The organism is Pseudomonas sp. MPR-R2A5, from assembly GCF_058793055.1.
This window is the reverse complement of record NZ_JBXAFK010000005.1, coordinates 179,150-195,824: the sequence shown is the minus strand read 5'-3', so window position 1 is coordinate 195,824 and position 16,675 is coordinate 179,150. Positions and strand designations below refer to the sequence as shown.

Sequence of the window (16,675 nt, the reverse complement as noted above, 5' to 3'; positions counted from 1 at the left end):
CCCTAAGTTTTGATAGCGCCGTTGCGCCGCATTTTTTGCATTTCCTCTGCCAGCACCCGCGCACCACGCCGAATATCAGCGGGTGACATCCGACCACTGCTGTCGTGGTAGTGATAGCTGTTGCCAGCGCCACCCAGTTGCCCTTCCCCACTCGCGGCTTGGCGAATGACATTGGCATATTGTTTGGGCAGCACCATCTCCTGCTCATGCAGCTGAGTCATGGGGTTCGTGCCTGCTGGGATGTCGTACCCTCCCTCGGCCGAGGCCACGTTTTTTACCAGACCAAACACGAAAGCACCGGCAGCAACGGCAGCCGCGGCGCCTAAGATCGGCCCAATGATCGGAATGGCCGACATCGCTGCAAAAGCGCCGGCCATGGCCTGCCATGCACTGGCAATGATGTTCTTGATAGTGGCAGCCCCCCAGATCGCTACGGACATGGCAGCACCGCCCGCCTCAGCTGCAGTTCGAACGCCGACACCGACTACCGTTGCACCGGTTTTAGCCGTCTCACCGAAGATCCAGGCCATCAGCGGTTTGGTGACCATGTTTTCAACGAATGCCGCCCCGATGCTAGTGAAGATCCCACGAAGCAGGCCCTGGGTGCTCATGGTGCCACTCAAGATCCCGCTCAGCCCGCTCGACCAACTGGTCCGCAGACTGTCGACCATGCCCGTCCAGTTACTTTGCGACTCAAAGGTTTGCTGCCTGCCAATCACCGCCATGCTGTTGCGGTGCGTTTGTTCCAGCGCCAGGATCTGCTGCTGGACCTGCTGCAGAGCGACCGGGTTGCGGTCAGGATCCTGCTCCAGCAGCGCTTTACGCTCGGCCAATGCCTGGGCTTCGATCGCATACCGTTGCTTTTCGAACTCGACCTGGGCCTGTAGCAGTTGGCCTTGAGTGATCAGGTTGGCCTGCAGATCCAGCTGGGCCATCTGCTCGGCATGTGCGACATCGGTAAGACGCGCCTGCTGATCGGCAGCCAACTGCTGCTGTTTCATGTTGGTGATTTGCTGTTGCTTTTCGCGCTCGACAGCAACCACCTCAGCCGCAGCCTTGCGGTATTCCTGGCTGTCCTGGCCATAGAGTTGACGGCTGCGCTCCAGGGTCTGCTGAGCGATCTGCAGGCGCGCATCCATGTTGTTGCGGTACTCCTGCGCCTGGGCCTGCAGATCGGCAAAAGCTTGGCCTTCGTCCTGCCGGCGCAACGCATTCAATGACGCCAGGTAATTGCGCTGAACACTCAAGCGTTCGGCCGCGCTCAAATCCGTACGTTTGAGGATGCCCTGCCAGTACTGCATTTCCTGTTGTTGGGAGAACTGCAGGAAGGTGCCCTGCTCGGCCTGCTGCTGGGCGTGAGCGACCTTCTGCGCGTCTAGTACTTCTGCCCACTCACTGACCCGTGACTTGGTCTTCGCCGGCGCACTTACTGGGTCATCCGCTTTTTTAGGGGGAGTTGTGGACTCAACGACTTTTTTCCGATGCTCGACAGCTGCAGCGTATGCCTGCTCCAGCTTGGTCAACCGGGCGACTTCAACGCCGTAAGCGGTCGGACTTGTCCTGCCCTGCTGTGGTGATTTGGTCAGGGCTGTATTGCCGGTCGCGGCCATCTCGGCCACTTTACGTCGCTGCTCTTCGATGCGAGCGGAACGGGAGCGCATACCCGCGTCGACCTCCTCCAGTTTATTGGACACCAACTGCATGTTCTCTAGCAGCAGGCGCTCTTCGACCAGCGTGGCTTCCAGCTGGGCCTTGCCACCCCCACCGCGCGGACCGGCAATGACGGTCCCTAACATCGCTTCGTAGCGCGCAACGTTCGCCGCCACCTCATCAACGGTAAGACCTACTCCCGTCATGCCTTTCAATAGGTTGTTGAACCAACTGGCAGTCTCCGACAGCCGCTTGTTCAGGCTGATGAAGACAGGCTCAAGAATGGTGCCGATGGTGACTTGCAGCTGGTTGCTTTTGGAGTCGAGCTCGGCCTGGCTGCCGGTCAACCCATCTGCCGCCTTGGCAGCATTACCGACCTGGGCCTCGGTCTCTTTCATGATGCCGTTGTATTCGGCCGTGATCTTTTGCGAGTCCGACAACTTGTCACGACTGGTGCCGATGCTCTTGGCATACTCGTCCCACATTTTGGCGACGTTTTTCGTAACACCGGCGTTATCTACCAGCACCGAGTTTTCGTTTTTCAAGCCCTCGGTGGCCGACACCACAGCTTCCGACATGCTGAGATTGGCTTGCCGGTTGAACGCTGCAGCGTCTTTCAGGCGGTTGATCACCGCAACGGCCTGGTCGACGTTGTAACCACGACTGAGCAGGTTTTGCAGGGCCTTGGCCGCGTCACCAACGCTGAGCAAGCCGTCGGAGGCGAGCTTGTTGGCCTCATCCATGGCTCGGCCAATGCCGACGCCGGCATGATTGGCCACCGCTTCCAAGCCACGATAAGCAGACTCCTGTTGGATCGCCGCGTCCTTACTATCGCTAACGATCTGCCCGAGCTTGAAAGCACCCAGACCAAACACACCCGCAATGCCAGCCGCCACACCACCGAGGCCCGAGCGCATGATGGCACTGACGCCAGAAAACGCTTCATTAACGGCCGGGCCAAAGCGAGCAAGCCGGGCTTGACTGCCGACCATCTCGGTGTTGATCGCCCTCAGCTCGCGACTAAACGTCGTCCGTGCGTCACGCATGTTGCGTTCAATACTTTCAACCGCACGGTCGAAACCTTGGGTACCGGCAGTGAATTGATAAGCAATATTTCTATCCATGCCTCCTCCTAAGTTTTTAAAAAATTACGTTAATCCGCTGAAAAAACCGCAAAAAAAATGCGAAAAAAAGTCTGCGTTTATTGCTTGCATCGACTCCACACCGCATCTATACAGATATAGCTGGCCTTATAAAAAATAGGAGCACTCACCATGAAGAGGTCAAACGAAGCACACAACTACATAAATGGACAACTAAATATAAACACTCTATTAGCATGCATACTCGGGGTTATATTCTTGTCTGCAATGTTAGTCATGTCTACTTATTACCCAAACGCAGAAGGCATCCAACTTAAGATATTCACAACAACCCTAGCGCTAGCCGCAGGAGGATTCGGAGCCATAATACCTGGAGGACTTGCAATACAACACAAAGGCCTCTGGCGGGCTGGCGGGGCAATGGGACTCGTAATAATTGTTCTTTTTTTTCAACCAGAGATAAATAAAAAAGTAGTCAGAATTGTGGAACCTCCCCAGCCTGCCGGACCTGTCGCTTTGGAGTATTTAAAGTCTATTGATAGCTTTCAATATGTAACCACATGGAATCTACTGGACCCCGAAAGCATAGGGTATTCAGTTGACAGCATTGAGTCACTAACAAGCCTGATCAATACAGTTCGCCGACCATTAGGCGAAGTAAAATCGCGCGCCCCGATGAGAATGAATTCAATTCAGTCACCGCCTGGATATCCTATAGGACTATATAGATTTCTCACCTTTCGAACTCACTTCTCAAATGATGAAACCTGCAGAGAAGAAAACGTCGTTCTTCGAGCGACCCAAGATATAACTTGGAAAGTTTTTGGATACACTATTTCCCCAACACAAATACCCTGCCAATAAAGCCATGAGGCATAGCCATGAACCGTCGACAATTACTTAAAGGATTGACGATTGCAGCAGCCGGAATCCCTCTGAAAACATTGGCATATCAACAGTGCAATAACTATGGCGTGTGTGAAGTGGGAATATCAATGCCAAGACTTCAGCAGACATACGCAGATCAAAAAATGTCCCAGTGGTGCTGGGCCGCTTCGATACAGATGATATTTTCCTACTATGGATATTATGTAAGTCAGGCTGAAATTGTTCTTCAAGCATATGGAAGCATACAAAATATTCCAGCACTGTCAGGACGCGTAATTTCCCAGGCACTGGCACGACGCTGGACTGATGAAAACGGTAGACAATTCCGCGTTAGACTGCGCGCAGCATATGACGCAGACGCGGGAGTTCACGCAATAAACAATCAGCTCATACTACAAAGTCTGGCGAGAGAGCTTCCATTAGTATTTTGCAACCTTTCTCATGCAATGGTATTAACAGCTGCTAGTTTCCAGAATACTCCCATGGGGCCTCAAATATTCAATCTTGGTTTTATGGACCCCTGGCCAGGTAATGGGATACGCGGCTTGAACGACCCACTAGAGCTCCAAACTATGCATACAGGTGGACATCTACGATACCTTGCGCTTCCTATTATCACGCCGGCATAACTCTGATGTTAATACCGCAAGCCTCTTTTCCCTCCATTACTTGTACTAATTTGATGCTGAGAATGCATCTAAAGCGCTGCGCAGATGATCAGGTAATTCATCACGTAGCTCACCAGCCAAGCTGGCAAGGTTGCTCGCTAGATCGGGAGCGTCTGTAGCGTCCTGCCTCGGTGTATACCCCATGTAGCCGGCCACAAGGATGTGAGCCGGGGGATGGTGATGCCAGTACTTAGTCATATGCCCCACCATGACCATGTCCCAATCACGCCGAAGCGTGACCGGGCTTTGGCCCGTACTGGCGATCAGGTGAGCGTAGAGTTGGCCCCAGTCGAAGGGGCCAATCCTTCCCCCGGCGCCGACTCTGTGACCTCCAAGCCCGAGGCACTCATAACAGCATCCAACGCTTCACGCATATTGCGAAGGTCCAGTAGCGCTGCCACCTCTGCACGCTCAATGTCTGGGTAGTTGCGACGTAATGCTGCGTGAGTGGCATCAATCACCGTCGCGATGCTGTCCCGGTCCATGTTGCCGGCCATCACCGCGTTGATCCGCTCCAGCAGTTGCTCCAGATCCCCCAGCGCGAGGGGCGGGATGACGAGCCTTTTCCCCGGAAACGGGAACGAAACGCCGGGAACATTCACGACCGTCATTCGTTGGCACTCCAGTAGCACACCTCGCCGAACTCATCCGCGTAGCCGGTGAATTCAAAGTCCGGGATGGTGTAGTCGTCCTGTTTGGTGGCGATCCCCAGCTTGTTGCTGACAAAGTTCGGCACTCGCACGTACACAGTCTTGCCCTTGTATTTCAAGACCAGCTCGCCCTGGAATACCGGCATGTCACCCATGGGCAGGTTTTTCACCGACAGGCTTTTACCCGTCGTGACGGTGTAGCGGTAATCAATGAACACCGACTTGGCCACGTCTGCAGCGGCAAATGCATATTCCCCCGTCGCAGCATCAAAGGTGTACTGTCCCACTGTCGGCGCGCTCAGTACCCGAACGTAAGGGATCGCACCGGCGCCCCGTACCCCAAGATCACCAGAAAGCGTCCCGCCCACTGGAGGCTCCACGGTAATCTTGGCCCCAGCAGGGATCACCGTGGGTGCCGTGGAGTGATGGACTAGCACCTGGCCTGTCGTAAGGGTCTGTCCGAACACCAACTGATTCCACTGCAGCAGGCTGATCTGGGCGGACTTGGCCTTGCCCGTCAGCTTGCCCTGGCCCCGTGCCGCGTCGACCGCAAACTGCTCGCTGCCGAACAACTCTTTGGAATCGAACGACAGGTCCACCGATGCTTCTTGCATGATGCCCAACAAAATGGGGGTCGGCGCGGAAATAGCATTGCCATAGGCGTCCATCAGCGGAGTGGCGTAAAACAACCCGCTGCCGAATGCGATTTGCATAATGTGTTCCTCAGTAAAAAGTAGGTCCGGCCGTCATGTCGCCGGTGTTGCACAGGTAGGTGAATCGGTAACGCACCATGCAGTTGCCGGCGGTGTTGTCGCCTTCGTCCTCGATCCAGTCGATGTAGAAGCGCTGCACCCGATCCGCCTCCTCAAAGGCGTCCTCTGCCATCAGGACCGCATGCACGGCAACCTTGACCAAGTCGGCCACCTGGTCCCAGGCAGCACCTGTGTCGGTGTCCTCCCGGGCGATGATTTCCACCGTCAGCTCGAACTGGTTGCGATCCACTGCAGCGCTTTCGCGCTCACACGTTTCAAGGTCAGGGCGCAGCACGATCGCGGGCGTCATGTCCCGTTTGATCGCCTCAGTACGACTGCGATACACCCGGTCTGCCGCCAACGTACCGGCGGCCAGAATCAGCGCCTGCGCCTTTGCGACGATGCGTTCTTGAATCGAGGGCATGAGGGTTAAACCTTGGTGAGGGAGGCCAGGCTAAGGGCGCCGTCATCGATCATTCGGCGGTCACGGACGCGAAAAATCACGCCGCCGACGGTGATCAGTTTGGGGTTGTCGATGCCGAGGCGCTCGGCCTCGGCGGTGATGACCAGGATCTCGTAGCCGGTCGATTGGCTGTTGGTGCCGCCCATACCGTGGATCTCGTCCGGCATATCCCGCGCGGCCAGAAACGGCTGACCATCAACCACCCCGCCAACGTCGAAGTCCTCAAGGAAGCCCCTGAGATCTTCATCAAGCATCAGGGCTCACCTTGACGGGCTTGCGTCCGCCCTCACCCGCAGCGGAAAGTGCCGGCGCTGGCACGACCTCCAATACTTCCAACTGGTGGCGAAAGCGCTCGGCCACATCGTCAGGCAACTCGATCACGCCGCCCGGACCGGTCAGTTTGTCATCTGGCCCGCGAAACGAGCCGGATAGCAACGTGTAGGATTTATTCGGCATTACGCTCTCCTGCGACCTTGTCCAGTTTCGACAACCGCTGCCCCAACGCCTTGTCCGGCTCACCGGGGATCACAATCACCTCCCCGGCTTTGAACTGAACAGGCGACACAATGGTGTAGCGGCCCTTCTTGTTTGCGACCGGCTCCAGGTTATGCGCACGCGCACTGGCCTGGGCCGCATTCAGGATCAGTTCCCCTCCATAAAGGGTGATCGTCTGTTCCACGCGGTATTTCGGCATATCAATGCCCTCAGTGAGGTGTCAGGCCGAAAGGCTTACGCCACCAGTTGGTTAAGAACGGCGTACTGCCAGCGCCCAAAACCCACGTTGCGCCAGGTGTCGACTCCGTATTGATGGGCATCGTTGTCGAACTCGAACTCAGAGCCTTCGGCCTTGGCCTTCATGGCCACGTCGGTTTCCTGCTGACGGATGAACGCTTTCAAACGGCCGTCTGTGCGGAAGGTCACGAACTTGTCGACCCAGGCGTTGAGGCGCACGTTACCCACCACGCGGACAACCACGTTGTCCGGCATGACGATCTCGCTGATGTTGGTACCGCGCGGCACGCTGAGCGCCGTCTGCGCAACGCTCAGCAGGTTGAACGGCACCATCACCAGAAACTCGCGTGCCAGTTCGTTGATGGGTTCGCCCTGGTCATCCTTGAAGCTGGTCAATTGGGTGACCGATCGGGCAACCGCCTGCTGAAACTCCTCAACGCTCGGCCGGCTGGGCGTCCCGTGAAGTGTCGCTGGCAGTTCGGAGATGTCGGTGGTGATCTTGTTGGACTGCACGCCGCTCTGGCCTTCTTCGTGGTCGGTATCGAAGAAGTACTGGCCGTCATAGCAGGTCTGGCTTTCACCGTTGAGCAACAGCACCGACAGCAGTCGCGCCCAGTGGGCATTGGTGCGGTCGGCCAGTTCGCCCAGGCGGATGCGCAACTGTCCGGTTTTGTCGCGGCGCAGCTCGGTGACCAGCACTTCGAGGGTGGCCTCAAAATGCAGGTTTTCGATTTCGAGATCAGCGCTGATAAAGCCCTTGGCGTGGCGACCACCAATCCATTCACGCAAGGTCGGCACCATGCCGATCCATGGATAGGTTTCTTTGGCCTGGTCGGAGTCGAACAGGTTGGACACGGCGTCGATCCAGTTCGCCCCCACATTCTGCTCGAGCAGCTCGTAAAACATGCCGATGATGGCGCGGCTGGAAAGTACTTCAGCACCCATAGGTGATTCTCCTGAAGAAGGATACGGTCAGAAAAAACAGTCTGAAAAAAAGGGTTGAGTGATACGTTAGGCTGCTACGGGGACGGCCTGGGCGGTGAACTTGACGATGCCGACGCCGGCGCGCACGAACCGGTGAACATGCCCGATCAGGCTGTTACCGGCGGCGGTGAGCAGAAACGTGCCGCTGTCGCTGGCATACACCGGTTTGCCGATGTCCGTGATCGCCAGCGCAGTGACGGGCAGTTCAACTTTGCCGGCTTCGCGAAGACGCACACGCGCTGCGGCAGCGGCACCGATTCGATTGTCGACGCCGCGATCGGCGAAGCCCACGAACAGATCGCCTGCCGCCAGAGGTCGCGCAAGGCCATTGGCCGCGACAATGCCGACCGCCGAACCTTCGAAAATTTGCACGCCGGCCGCAACCGACAAATCGTTAATGCCCCCGATCTCGTATGCGCGGGGGGTATCAAGTGTGAGAGGCATAGGATTCTCCAGAGCCATGGGTGGAAAGGGTTTACCCGGTACTTACTTTTTCAGGACCTTGACTAGGCCCCGCTCGGTAGCCTTGCGGTAACCGTGATAGGCCTCGAAGGTGCCAAACTCGGCGCGCAGCTCCTTGTCACCGTCCCAGGTAGCCTTGGCGCGCTCCTCCAGCGGCGCCTCTGGATCCTCCTTCACAGCCTCAGGCGCTGCCGGTGGCGTCAGCACGTTGGGCACTGGCGCAGGCGCCTGGGTACGAATGTCGGCCAGCGCACTGGCGCGCTTGGTTTTTTCGGCGCCGATAACCTGCGCCGCCGCTTCGGCACCGCTGGTTTTGCCGTCGAACTTGAGCGTAGCGATCAACTCTTCGTGCCCGGGCAGCGCGGCGGCTTCCACCGCCTGGATGCGTTCGCATTCGGCGCGGGCACCGGAAGCGACACCAGCGGCGTGTGCGTCATGTTCCAGGCTGGCGAGCAGCTCGGCATGATTCGCGGCCAGGTATTCGCGGTTGATAACGGGTTTGTCTGCAGTCGGCGCGGGGGCGTTACTGCTGGTGGTGTTTGCCATAGGTCTTTCTCCAGAAGAACTGCTGTTGAACTCAGCGATGAGTTGTTCAAGGGTGGATTCACGGTCGGCCATACCCAGTGCCACGGCATCGGAGCCAATACGCATATCGCCCTGGCCGAAGTCGGCCAGAACGGTTTCAACGCTGAGGCCACGGTAATTGGCGACGTCCTCGACAAAGATGTCAGTCAGCCGGTCGACATGGGCCTGGGCCACAGCACGTCCTGATTCAGTGCTGAAGTCAGGACGCTTTTTTGGGCTCTGGCTGCTGACGATCTCAAAACTGCCGTCGTCGTCGCTTTTACGCACCGTCAGCACCGTGCCTATGGAGCCCACGGCGCCGGTGCGGCTCATGACAATTTCATGGGCTGCGGCTGCCATCCAGTAGCCTGCACTGGCCGCATTACCGGATACGTAGGCCACTACCCGTTTGGGGGAGGCACGAATCATCTGGCCAAACTCAGCGATGCCGCTGGCAATCCCACCCGGCGTGTCCATCACGAGGATGATGGTGTCGGTGCGCGGATCGTCGACGGCGGTGGTGAACTCCTTGGCCAGCACATCCAGCGAGGTCGCACCGGACAGCGCCGTAAACAAGTTGGCGTAGCGGAACACCGGGCCGGTGACGGGCAGCAACGCCACATTGCCCCGCTGGGTCACCGCGCGGCTGTTCTGCAGGGGTTTGCCCTGCCTGGCCTCCAAGGCTTCCGGGCCTTCATGCTCCCGGCGGGCGATGGCGGTGATGGTCTGCAGCATGTCCGGGGTGATGGCCCAGGGTTCGCGTGATACCAGGTCGAACGCCGTCACCCGGTGCACGGGAGGTGCATCGGTTGGGTTGTCGCTCATAGTTAGGTCCGTTCAGGAAGATCAGGATTGGCCGCAGGCTCATCCTCGGGGCGAGCCGTTGGTGACACGGATAGGCCGTCATCGCGCCTACGCTTCACTTCAAGCGCACGCTGTTCGTGGTTCTCTTCCCAGTCGCTGCCGTCGTAAAGCATGGATTCCTTGGCGAGCGTGCTGACGCCAATATCGACGCGCTTTTCGGCGGCATTGATGTCTTTGAGCGGATCAACGGTGCCAGGACCATCACCCACCCACAGCGACCCGCTGTACGCATAGCGCAGCAACGGGTGGTCGAAAAACCCGGGAGCGTCGATGTCTCCCTGTGCCACAGCCTCTTCAAGCCAATGCTCGTACACGGGCTGACAGAAATGCTGGCCCAGGAAGTCACGGCAACCGCGAACGAACTGCCAAGCCTCCATCACCGCTGCACGCGCGGCGGTGTAACTGGCGGTAAAGTGCTTGATCAACACCTCATAGGGCAGCTCCAGGGCCATGCCGATCTGCCGGAGCATGGCGAGCACGAACGGATCGAACGCCATGTTCGGGCGACCGGGTGATGCGGTATCGATCGACGCACCATCGTCCAGCTCGGCGACAATGCCTCCACTGAGCGAGCCGTCCCAGCCGCCCTGGTCTCTCCCTGCGGATTTATCACCACCCACCGGGGTGTTGCCGCTAACGGCCGATGCCAGAGGGCTCAGATTGCCGGACGGCCCCGGCTTGATGAACACGGCGAAGAACGCAGACACCACCGCCGCTTCCAGTTCAGCATCGGTGTAGCGGTCCAATTGCTTGAGCTTTTCGATCACCGGCGCCAAGTACGGCACACCGCGTGGCTGGCCCACCCGACGCCGCCGGTACACATGTAGCAGCACCCGACCGCCGCGCTCGTTGAAGAACGGACGGTCATCCCAGACACGATCTTTGACGCCCAGCGCTCCTGGGTGGCTGCGCAAAATGTGAGCCTTGATCGGCGCCCCATCAGCGTCACGTTCAATACCAGCGGTGAGGGCTTCCGTGTCGGCCTTGTTGCTAGGGTTACAAACCCGGTCGGCCTCAATCAGTTGGACGCACGCCGAGTAGTGCTGACCCGGTTGTTCTTTGTGCGTGAGCAACGTAAAGACGTCACCGCTGCTCAGCACAGACCGCCAGGTCAGATCCTGCAGGCCATAGAAATTCTGCTCGCGGGTGATGTCGCAGCTGGTGGTTTCCGCCCAGGACTTGAACAGCGACTCCGTTTTGCGCTGCCACTCCCTGGCCCGGCCTTCGTCCCAGCCCAAAATCGAGCGATTGACCACCGATTTGAGCGCCAGGCCGGTGCCGACCGTCTTCGTCGTCACCGTATTGATCGCACCGCCGCCGATGGGATTGTTGCGTTCAAGATCTCGGCAGCGTTCGCGAAGCGTGGGCAAGTCGGGCAGCAAATCTGCTGCTGCGCTGCCGGCCGCAGGGTTCCATGCACTTAGCGTGCGCTTGGCCTTCGATGCGCCGCTGTACCCACCCAAGGCGGTCATGGTCAACCGGGCGTGCATGCGCTTGGCCCCGCGCTCGGGGCTGAGCCAGGTGATGGCCTTGTCCAGCAGCGTCGGCTCTGGCACTTTCGGTGCGCGGCTCATCGCGGCGTAATCCCACGCAGCACGATCCCCCGGGGACGGCCACTTTCCAGGCGATCAACTTGCTGTTGCCAGTAGTCGATCGTCTTGGTGATTTCGGCAAGGTCGGCGTATTCCAATTGCCGGGTGCCGATGCGATAACTCTGCTTTTGGCTGACCTTCATGCTCGCATCGAGCCAGGCTTGCAGTTGGCCCTGCGCTTGTTCCAGGGTGATAGCCATGAATTAATTCCTGCGTTGGGAGAGCACACGCATTGCACTACGGCGCCCAGAAACAACTCTCCCGCCAGAAGGCGGGAGATTAGGTGGTTCGACTGGTGTCGGTTCCGGACTATCCCCATCCGATTCGGGAACGGGTTCAGCCTCGGATTGATCCAGCTCGGGTGGGTCAAACAACGCACCCTGACGGATCTGTGCATCGAGCCCCGCCCAGTCTTGCTCCCGCATCAAATGCGTTTTCAAGGAACGGGCCGCGTGCAACGCATACGTCTCGCAGTCGGTACCTTCGTTCGGTTGGCCGGCCTTTTTCTGCCAGACCTTGCGGTAGTGGTGTCGCCGGCTGGGCGCCTTCACTTCGGCGGTGATTTGCCGGAAATAATCCGGGCGCACCGTTTTGTAAAAGTGCATCCGACCAGGGCCATCACCGGTCAATGGCAGACGGCCCTCAATCCACAGATCCTTGGCCCGCGAGGTACCGACAATGTAAGGGCGCAGACCGTACTTCGAGGCCTTTTGCTCTTTGTCAGTGTCGACGCCTTGCCGAGGCGAACTGAAGATTTCCCGGCGCTCATCGTCGCGGGTGTTGCCACGTTCGCTCGCGCCCTTGATCGCCATCACGCCGTTGCGCTGATGCTTACGGCAAAACGCATACGCCGCGTCCTGGGTGATGGTGCCGTCCGAGGTATCCAGCGAAGTAGCCAACACCCTCAGCTTGGCGCCGCAGGCGTGTGGAATCGGCGCAAACAGCAGTTTTTCCAGATCAAGCCAGACGCCTTGGTCAGGCAGCACCACCTCGCCGTAGATCTCGCCCCAGTAGATCAGCCAGGATTCCTCGCCTCGGCCCCAGGCCCGCATGACCACCGCCAGGCGATCGTGCTGCACGTCGACGCCGGCGGTGATTACCAGGCCCCCCATGGGCACAAACATTTCCGGGTAGTCCTCCGCTCGCTCAGCCAGTTTATCGGCCTCAGGCAGATCGGATTTGTACTCGTAGGCGCGCCCCTGCTTCTGGTTGACGAACTTGATCAGCAACGACAGGTTGCCAATCGACGCCTGGTGTTCGGCGTTGAGTTTCTCCCGCACGATGTCGGCCAGGCTGGTACCGGGCAGGCACGCGTACAATTCGTTCAGCTCAATGAATCCAGCACGACCGGCAAAGGGTTTGGTGGGCACCCAGCCGCAATAGGGGTCGCCGGCATCAATCGCATTGAACACCGTGTTGCGGATGTTCTCTTTGCGCTGGTAGTCGTCCCAAATTTCGCCACAGTGCGGGCACCCGTAGCCTGCGGTCTCAGGATCCGCTCGGCCGTAGATCTCGTGGGGCTGGGCGTCCTCATCAATGTCGAGCCACTTGATATGGGCGAAGTCCAACACATGCGACTTGTCGCACGCGTGGCAGATGATCGGCAACACGCGGCAATCGGTCTGGGCCAGGCGCGCTTCGGTCTTGCTCGCGCCCTTGATCGCCGGCGTACCGCCTACCAGCATCTTGGAGCCGGGGTAGCGCTTGCCGCGCTCCTCCAGCAGGGCGATCGCATCACCCTGCCCCTTCACGTCGTCGCTCGTGTCGTCCGGTTCTTCCACCACCGACAAGCCCACCGAGGACGTGGACTTAACGTTGCCGGGAGAGTTCGACGCCACCAGTTTGAGGAACCCGCCCGGGAATGTCTTATGGTCCCAACGGTTGCCCGAGGTGCGACTAACGTCGACCGGCATCAACTTGGCTACTTCAGTGTTGGCCGTCACTCCGAACTTGAGCTTTTCGTCATGAAAGTTTTTGCCGTCCTTTTCCTTGGCGAACAGGATCATGATTGGGCGCGGCAGGTTATGGATGAACTTGAACAGGTAGCCGATCAAGAACCACGTCCAGCCGATCTGCGCCGCTTTCATCAGATCCACCTCACTCACCCGTGGATCGTCCAAGGCGGCGGCAACGCCGAGAAAGTAAGGTGTGTATTGGAAATCGTAGAGGCCGTGCAGTACGCCACTTTCAGCGGGTAGGTAAAACTCGGTGCTCAGGTAGTGCGCGGTCGGAATGTCACGCGGCGGGTTGAATTTCCCCGCTGCTGCCGACAAGCTCCGCGCCAAGTTTTCGCGCGTAGCCTGCAATTCGCTCGGTCGTAGGTCCAGCAACTTTGGCCACCACTGTTCGATCAACCGTGAGTTTCTGCACGTTCTCGATTTCCTGAATGATGCGTTCAAGGCCGCCCAGGTATTCCCGGTTTGCGAAACTGGCCCAGTCAGACAGCGCCCGCTCTGCCTCACCGGAAGGAATCAATGAACGCAGTTTTTCGTAATACACCAACCGCCCGTTGGCTGACTTCTGCTGCAGATCATCGATCCGCGCTCTGTTGAGTTCCTCAAGCTGGCTGCCCCCGCGCCCAGCGGCTTTCGCGCGCAAATCGCGGATATAGGCCGTTCGGATCTCGTCCATGCTTGCCGTTTGCCAATCAAGGGTCAGGCCCTTGAGCACGTCGCGGGCATTACGCTCGCTCATGTCCAGATGCTCGGCGATTTCATGTTGGGTTGGCATGGTCTGGCCCTGTTGCTGGGAGGGAAGCGGAACCCCCCATGTCGGGTTGAATCTGCAAAAAAGTCGGGGTTCGAATTACCCCGATGGCCCCGCAGCCTGGAAGGACCCATTGATTTTGGGTCGCTGGTAGACCTGTCAAGCCAAAAACCCGACAAACCATTGAAAAATCGCCATTTTTTGAAAAGAAATTGCACGAAACCGCCAAGAGGTCAGCCTCGCTCCATCTCCCTTGCCAGGGCGCGTCGGAACAGCGGCTCGAACTCAGCCTCGGCTACGCGATTGGCTACCCCGTAGAAGTCAAAGCGCCGTCGATACGTCGGGCGCTTGACGAAGATCAGGATGGGCCGTGCCCCATTACCGACCCGCTGCCAGATACCCAAGGGGCCGGTGCCATTGCCAGGCCGGCCCACGAAGTAGTCCGGTGCATTGCGATTACGGCGCCGGCTGCGCTTAGTGCGGTTGGCCATGAAGCCCGACACCCGCTCAGCTGCTCCGAGTGCGGACAGGATCTGTACGATCTGGCCGCGACTGATGTTGCCGTTACCATCCATCCTGGCGCGCCGACCAGGGACGGCATACATGTCCGCTGGCATCAAGCCGTAGTGGATCAGCGCTTTCTCAAATCGCTTGTGTGGTCGGTTGCCACCGTCAATGTGGACCGGCAGGTACTTGGACGCGGGCACGCCTGAGCTGGCTTCGTCCTTGATCCACACACGGGCAAACAGGCGGCTGGTCGTGGCACTGCGCTTGAAGACCGAGTTGAGCGTCCACCGTGTGGGCCTATCGAACACTCGCTCAAGCTCGGCCTTCTCTGCCGCCTGTACGCGTTCAGCGGTGAAGGTCAGCGCTTTGGCTGCGGCTATCGGCACCTTCGACTTGCTGAGCCCACGCATCTCTCTGACGATCTTGTCGATGTTGTCACGCATCTCAAGTCGCATCATGGTCATTGCCCTTGGATGTTTAAGGTCCGGCCTCACCCTTGGCTTCTGCCTCCTGCAGCCCCAGGCGCTTGGCGGTCCAGCGCTCGTATAAGCCGATGGCAACGTCTGCACCTGCCATCGCTGTTAGGCATCCCAGCGCACCGGACGTCCAGATCGACATACCCGCGGCGTACAGCAGCATGATCGCCGAGACTCCGCACACCACGCAGGCGCCGGACCGAAGTGCCAATCGTCGGATCAAGGCCCAGCCACGCGTCCCCTCCTTGTCTGCCCGCCACATCTCACCCGACACACCGCCCACCAGGGCCAGGACGATCACTAACCAGATCGGCATTTCTGCCAGCGCTTGCTGTTCGTTCGTCATTGCCTTGCCCCTTAAACGAAAAAGCCCTGCATTGGGCAGGGCTTGAATGAGAAGTTAGTCAGATTAGGTTTGAGGAACGGGGACCTCATCAACGCTAATGCAGTGCTCAATATCCGTGATTTTCTGGAGAGCTTGCTCAGCAGTTGAATACGCGCCAAACATTCGCCCTTGATAAAAAACAACCCATACAAATTGGATGTCCGCTTCACCAGAATGCCCAACCACCAACGTCTTGAATCTTTCAGCCAAGTCGTCGACATGCATCTGTGCCATGCCACGCAAAACCATGACGCTCTCCCTGAGTGTAGTCAAAGGCCCTATTTTCAGGCCTTCGACAATGTGAGCGCAAAAAAAAACCGACTCAATGGTCGGGTTAAGACCACTCCTCAGTCCAGCCCCCAAATGAGAGGGATGGAGGGCGGACTGAGGAATGGCGGCACAATCATATCAGAGCTTGCTGAGAATTCATCATCGCGTCGACGCGCAAACAAAAAGCCCTGCACTAGGCAGGGCTCAAAGCATTGTCATTCTAATGGATGGGAAGCACATTGCCGTGCAAACTCAACCTTTTGCTTCTGTCGAGATAGTTGTATCCGGCGTTGGTAACTCGCTGGATGCGTATATCCGGCGACTCCCCTTCAGCGTTGACACACCCCATATCAACAAGCAGTTCAATGTGGCCATCCACAACAATGGCAGACCATTGGCCTAGCTGCTCAGGGGAGAAGCGACCACGAACATCCTTAGCCGATAAATCGAGCTTCCAGTCATCGGAGTCCTTGATGCAGACCTCTAAGATTTTCACCAACAGCTTCTGATCTCGTTCCATTTCTCAGTTCCAAAGGAAAATTGTCTGTACGAAGTAGTACGTCTGAGGAGAAATGAAAAAACCCGACGCAAAGGCCGGGTTTTTGGTGAGATCGCTGTTTGCGTACCTCTTTGAACATGACTGATTTATACCCCTCCAGTCCGGTGGCAGCAAGAGCTCAGCGCTGCCACCCTGCAATCAACGGCAATACACCAGCAATCAACGGACATATAACGTTACTGGCTCTAGCGCCGCAAGCATGGACCCTCTTGTCCCACTGATTTCAAGAGAGGCGCGACGTCTGAAACACCGATAAATCAAAGCGGCGCCCTTCCGTCCTACTATTTATTACTTTTTCCATGTAAAGGGAGAATTAATAAACGCTGCGCGTACGCGCGCGCGTATGTGGGTGTGTGCGCCACATGCGGGAAAGATGCAAAAAAGGTGGGACGGTGGGCCA

At 58.0% G+C, this 16,675-nt stretch carries 20 protein-coding genes; 2 read left to right on the top strand and 18 right to left on the bottom strand.

Annotation, left to right across the window (positions count from 1 at the left end):
* Nucleotides 1–2: 2 nt before the first annotated feature.
* Complete coding sequence (locus AC1Q6I_RS06305; protein WP_102624436.1) at nucleotides 3–2,774, bottom strand: coiled-coil domain-containing protein; 2,772 nt, start codon at nucleotides 2,772–2,774, stop codon at nucleotides 3–5.
* 150 nt (nucleotides 2,775–2,924) lie between these two features.
* On the opposite strand from AC1Q6I_RS06305, the gene AC1Q6I_RS06300 reads away from it, so the two are divergent.
* Nucleotides 2,925–3,617, top strand: coding sequence for a DUF4019 domain-containing protein (locus AC1Q6I_RS06300; RefSeq protein WP_102624437.1), 693 nt, complete (start codon nucleotides 2,925–2,927; stop codon nucleotides 3,615–3,617).
* A 17-nt stretch (nucleotides 3,618–3,634) separates the two neighbouring features.
* Nucleotides 3,635–4,270 carry a cysteine peptidase family C39 domain-containing protein gene (locus AC1Q6I_RS06295; RefSeq protein ID WP_146015740.1) on the top strand — a complete coding sequence of 212 codons (636 nt, stop codon included), beginning with the start codon at nucleotides 3,635–3,637 and terminating at the stop codon, nucleotides 4,268–4,270.
* A gap of 302 nt (nucleotides 4,271–4,572) precedes the next feature.
* Here the strand turns inward: AC1Q6I_RS06295 and AC1Q6I_RS06290 are convergent, their stop codons facing one another.
* From AC1Q6I_RS06290 to AC1Q6I_RS06210, 17 genes are all read right to left on the bottom strand, one after another.
* Nucleotides 4,573–4,920: a hypothetical protein gene (locus tag AC1Q6I_RS06290; protein WP_207238093.1), complete on the bottom strand. Its 348-nt coding sequence runs from the start codon at nucleotides 4,918–4,920 to the stop codon at nucleotides 4,573–4,575.
* Nucleotides 4,917–5,672: a hypothetical protein gene (locus AC1Q6I_RS06285; RefSeq protein WP_219730512.1), complete on the bottom strand. Its 756-nt coding sequence runs from the start codon at nucleotides 5,670–5,672 to the stop codon at nucleotides 4,917–4,919. Before AC1Q6I_RS06285 ends, AC1Q6I_RS06290 begins: the two co-directional genes overlap by 4 nt.
* A 10-nt stretch (nucleotides 5,673–5,682) precedes the next feature.
* A complete protein-coding gene (locus AC1Q6I_RS06280) occupies nucleotides 5,683–6,135 on the bottom strand; it encodes a hypothetical protein (RefSeq protein ID WP_102624439.1) in 453 nt (150 codons plus the stop codon).
* 5 nt (nucleotides 6,136–6,140) lie between these two features.
* Complete coding sequence (locus tag AC1Q6I_RS06275) at nucleotides 6,141–6,428, bottom strand: hypothetical protein (protein WP_102624440.1); 288 nt, start codon at nucleotides 6,426–6,428, stop codon at nucleotides 6,141–6,143.
* A complete protein-coding gene (locus AC1Q6I_RS06270) occupies nucleotides 6,421–6,630 on the bottom strand; it encodes a hypothetical protein (RefSeq protein WP_102624441.1) in 210 nt (69 codons plus the stop codon). Before AC1Q6I_RS06270 ends, AC1Q6I_RS06275 begins: the two co-directional genes overlap by 8 nt.
* On the bottom strand, nucleotides 6,620–6,868 hold the full coding sequence (locus AC1Q6I_RS06265; RefSeq protein ID WP_065927362.1) for a hypothetical protein: 249 nt from the start codon (nucleotides 6,866–6,868) through the stop codon (nucleotides 6,620–6,622). The genes AC1Q6I_RS06270 and AC1Q6I_RS06265 overlap by 11 nt, the downstream gene beginning before the upstream one ends.
* A 35-nt stretch (nucleotides 6,869–6,903) precedes the next feature.
* On the bottom strand, nucleotides 6,904–7,851 hold the full coding sequence (locus AC1Q6I_RS06260; protein WP_102624442.1) for a Mu-like prophage major head subunit gpT family protein: 948 nt from the start codon (nucleotides 7,849–7,851) through the stop codon (nucleotides 6,904–6,906).
* Between the two features lie 66 nt (nucleotides 7,852–7,917).
* Nucleotides 7,918–8,334 carry a cytoplasmic protein gene (locus tag AC1Q6I_RS06255; RefSeq protein WP_102624443.1) on the bottom strand — a complete coding sequence of 139 codons (417 nt, stop codon included), beginning with the start codon at nucleotides 8,332–8,334 and terminating at the stop codon, nucleotides 7,918–7,920.
* A gap of 42 nt (nucleotides 8,335–8,376) precedes the next feature.
* Entirely contained in the window at nucleotides 8,377–9,741 is a 1,365-nt protein-coding gene (locus AC1Q6I_RS06250) for a S49 family peptidase (protein WP_102624444.1), read from the bottom strand.
* Between the two features lie 2 nt (nucleotides 9,742–9,743).
* A complete protein-coding gene (locus tag AC1Q6I_RS06245) occupies nucleotides 9,744–11,354 on the bottom strand; it encodes a phage portal protein (protein WP_102624445.1) in 1,611 nt (536 codons plus the stop codon).
* A complete protein-coding gene (locus AC1Q6I_RS06240) occupies nucleotides 11,351–11,572 on the bottom strand; it encodes a DUF6148 family protein (RefSeq protein WP_065899722.1) in 222 nt (73 codons plus the stop codon). The genes AC1Q6I_RS06245 and AC1Q6I_RS06240 overlap by 4 nt, the downstream gene beginning before the upstream one ends.
* Before the next feature lie 3 nt (nucleotides 11,573–11,575).
* Nucleotides 11,576–13,645, bottom strand: a complete 2,070-nt coding sequence (locus tag AC1Q6I_RS06235; protein ID WP_207238092.1) for a phage terminase large subunit family protein — start codon at nucleotides 13,643–13,645, stop codon at nucleotides 11,576–11,578.
* A complete protein-coding gene (locus AC1Q6I_RS06230; protein WP_126589380.1) occupies nucleotides 13,608–14,066 on the bottom strand; it encodes a hypothetical protein in 459 nt (152 codons plus the stop codon). The genes AC1Q6I_RS06235 and AC1Q6I_RS06230 overlap by 38 nt, the downstream gene beginning before the upstream one ends.
* A gap of 245 nt (nucleotides 14,067–14,311) precedes the next feature.
* On the bottom strand, nucleotides 14,312–15,043 hold the full coding sequence (locus tag AC1Q6I_RS06225) for a hypothetical protein (protein ID WP_146015739.1): 732 nt from the start codon (nucleotides 15,041–15,043) through the stop codon (nucleotides 14,312–14,314).
* 19 nt (nucleotides 15,044–15,062) lie between these two features.
* Complete coding sequence (locus tag AC1Q6I_RS06220) at nucleotides 15,063–15,407, bottom strand: phage holin family protein (RefSeq protein WP_102624447.1); 345 nt, start codon at nucleotides 15,405–15,407, stop codon at nucleotides 15,063–15,065.
* A gap of 63 nt (nucleotides 15,408–15,470) precedes the next feature.
* The gene (locus tag AC1Q6I_RS06215) at nucleotides 15,471–15,695 is read right to left on the bottom strand and encodes a hypothetical protein (RefSeq protein WP_102624448.1); all 225 of its coding nucleotides are present in this window, start codon (nucleotides 15,693–15,695) and stop codon (nucleotides 15,471–15,473) included.
* Nucleotides 15,696–15,936: 241 nt separating this feature from the next.
* The gene (locus AC1Q6I_RS06210) at nucleotides 15,937–16,236 is read right to left on the bottom strand and encodes a hypothetical protein (RefSeq protein ID WP_102624449.1); all 300 of its coding nucleotides are present in this window, start codon (nucleotides 16,234–16,236) and stop codon (nucleotides 15,937–15,939) included.
* Nucleotides 16,237–16,675: the final 439 nt, after the last annotated feature.

Coding starts and splice junctions, on each gene's coding strand:
- AC1Q6I_RS06305 (WP_102624436.1), bottom strand. CDS start 2,774: ATGGATAGAAATATTGCTTATCAATTCACTGCCGGTACCCAAGGTTTC.
- AC1Q6I_RS06300 (WP_102624437.1), top strand. CDS start 2,925: ATGAAGAGGTCAAACGAAGCACACAACTACATAAATGGACAACTAAAT.
- AC1Q6I_RS06295 (WP_146015740.1), top strand. CDS start 3,635: ATGAACCGTCGACAATTACTTAAAGGATTGACGATTGCAGCAGCCGGA.
- AC1Q6I_RS06290 (WP_207238093.1), bottom strand. CDS start 4,920: ATGACGGTCGTGAATGTTCCCGGCGTTTCGTTCCCGTTTCCGGGGAAA.
- AC1Q6I_RS06285 (WP_219730512.1), bottom strand. CDS start 5,672: ATGCAAATCGCATTCGGCAGCGGGTTGTTTTACGCCACTCCGCTGATG.
- AC1Q6I_RS06280 (WP_102624439.1), bottom strand. CDS start 6,135: ATGCCCTCGATTCAAGAACGCATCGTCGCAAAGGCGCAGGCGCTGATT.
- AC1Q6I_RS06275 (WP_102624440.1), bottom strand. CDS start 6,428: ATGCTTGATGAAGATCTCAGGGGCTTCCTTGAGGACTTCGACGTTGGC.
- AC1Q6I_RS06270 (WP_102624441.1), bottom strand. CDS start 6,630: ATGCCGAATAAATCCTACACGTTGCTATCCGGCTCGTTTCGCGGGCCA.
- AC1Q6I_RS06265 (WP_065927362.1), bottom strand. CDS start 6,868: ATGCCGAAATACCGCGTGGAACAGACGATCACCCTTTATGGAGGGGAA.
- AC1Q6I_RS06260 (WP_102624442.1), bottom strand. CDS start 7,851: ATGGGTGCTGAAGTACTTTCCAGCCGCGCCATCATCGGCATGTTTTAC.
- AC1Q6I_RS06255 (WP_102624443.1), bottom strand. CDS start 8,334: ATGCCTCTCACACTTGATACCCCCCGCGCATACGAGATCGGGGGCATT.
- AC1Q6I_RS06250 (WP_102624444.1), bottom strand. CDS start 9,741: ATGAGCGACAACCCAACCGATGCACCTCCCGTGCACCGGGTGACGGCG.
- AC1Q6I_RS06245 (WP_102624445.1), bottom strand. CDS start 11,354: ATGAGCCGCGCACCGAAAGTGCCAGAGCCGACGCTGCTGGACAAGGCC.
- AC1Q6I_RS06240 (WP_065899722.1), bottom strand. CDS start 11,572: ATGGCTATCACCCTGGAACAAGCGCAGGGCCAACTGCAAGCCTGGCTC.
- AC1Q6I_RS06230 (WP_126589380.1), bottom strand. CDS start 14,066: ATGAGCGAGCGTAATGCCCGCGACGTGCTCAAGGGCCTGACCCTTGAT.
- AC1Q6I_RS06225 (WP_146015739.1), bottom strand. CDS start 15,043: ATGATGCGACTTGAGATGCGTGACAACATCGACAAGATCGTCAGAGAG.
- AC1Q6I_RS06220 (WP_102624447.1), bottom strand. CDS start 15,407: ATGACGAACGAACAGCAAGCGCTGGCAGAAATGCCGATCTGGTTAGTG.
- AC1Q6I_RS06215 (WP_102624448.1), bottom strand. CDS start 15,695: ATGGTTTTGCGTGGCATGGCACAGATGCATGTCGACGACTTGGCTGAA.
- AC1Q6I_RS06210 (WP_102624449.1), bottom strand. CDS start 16,236: ATGGAACGAGATCAGAAGCTGTTGGTGAAAATCTTAGAGGTCTGCATC.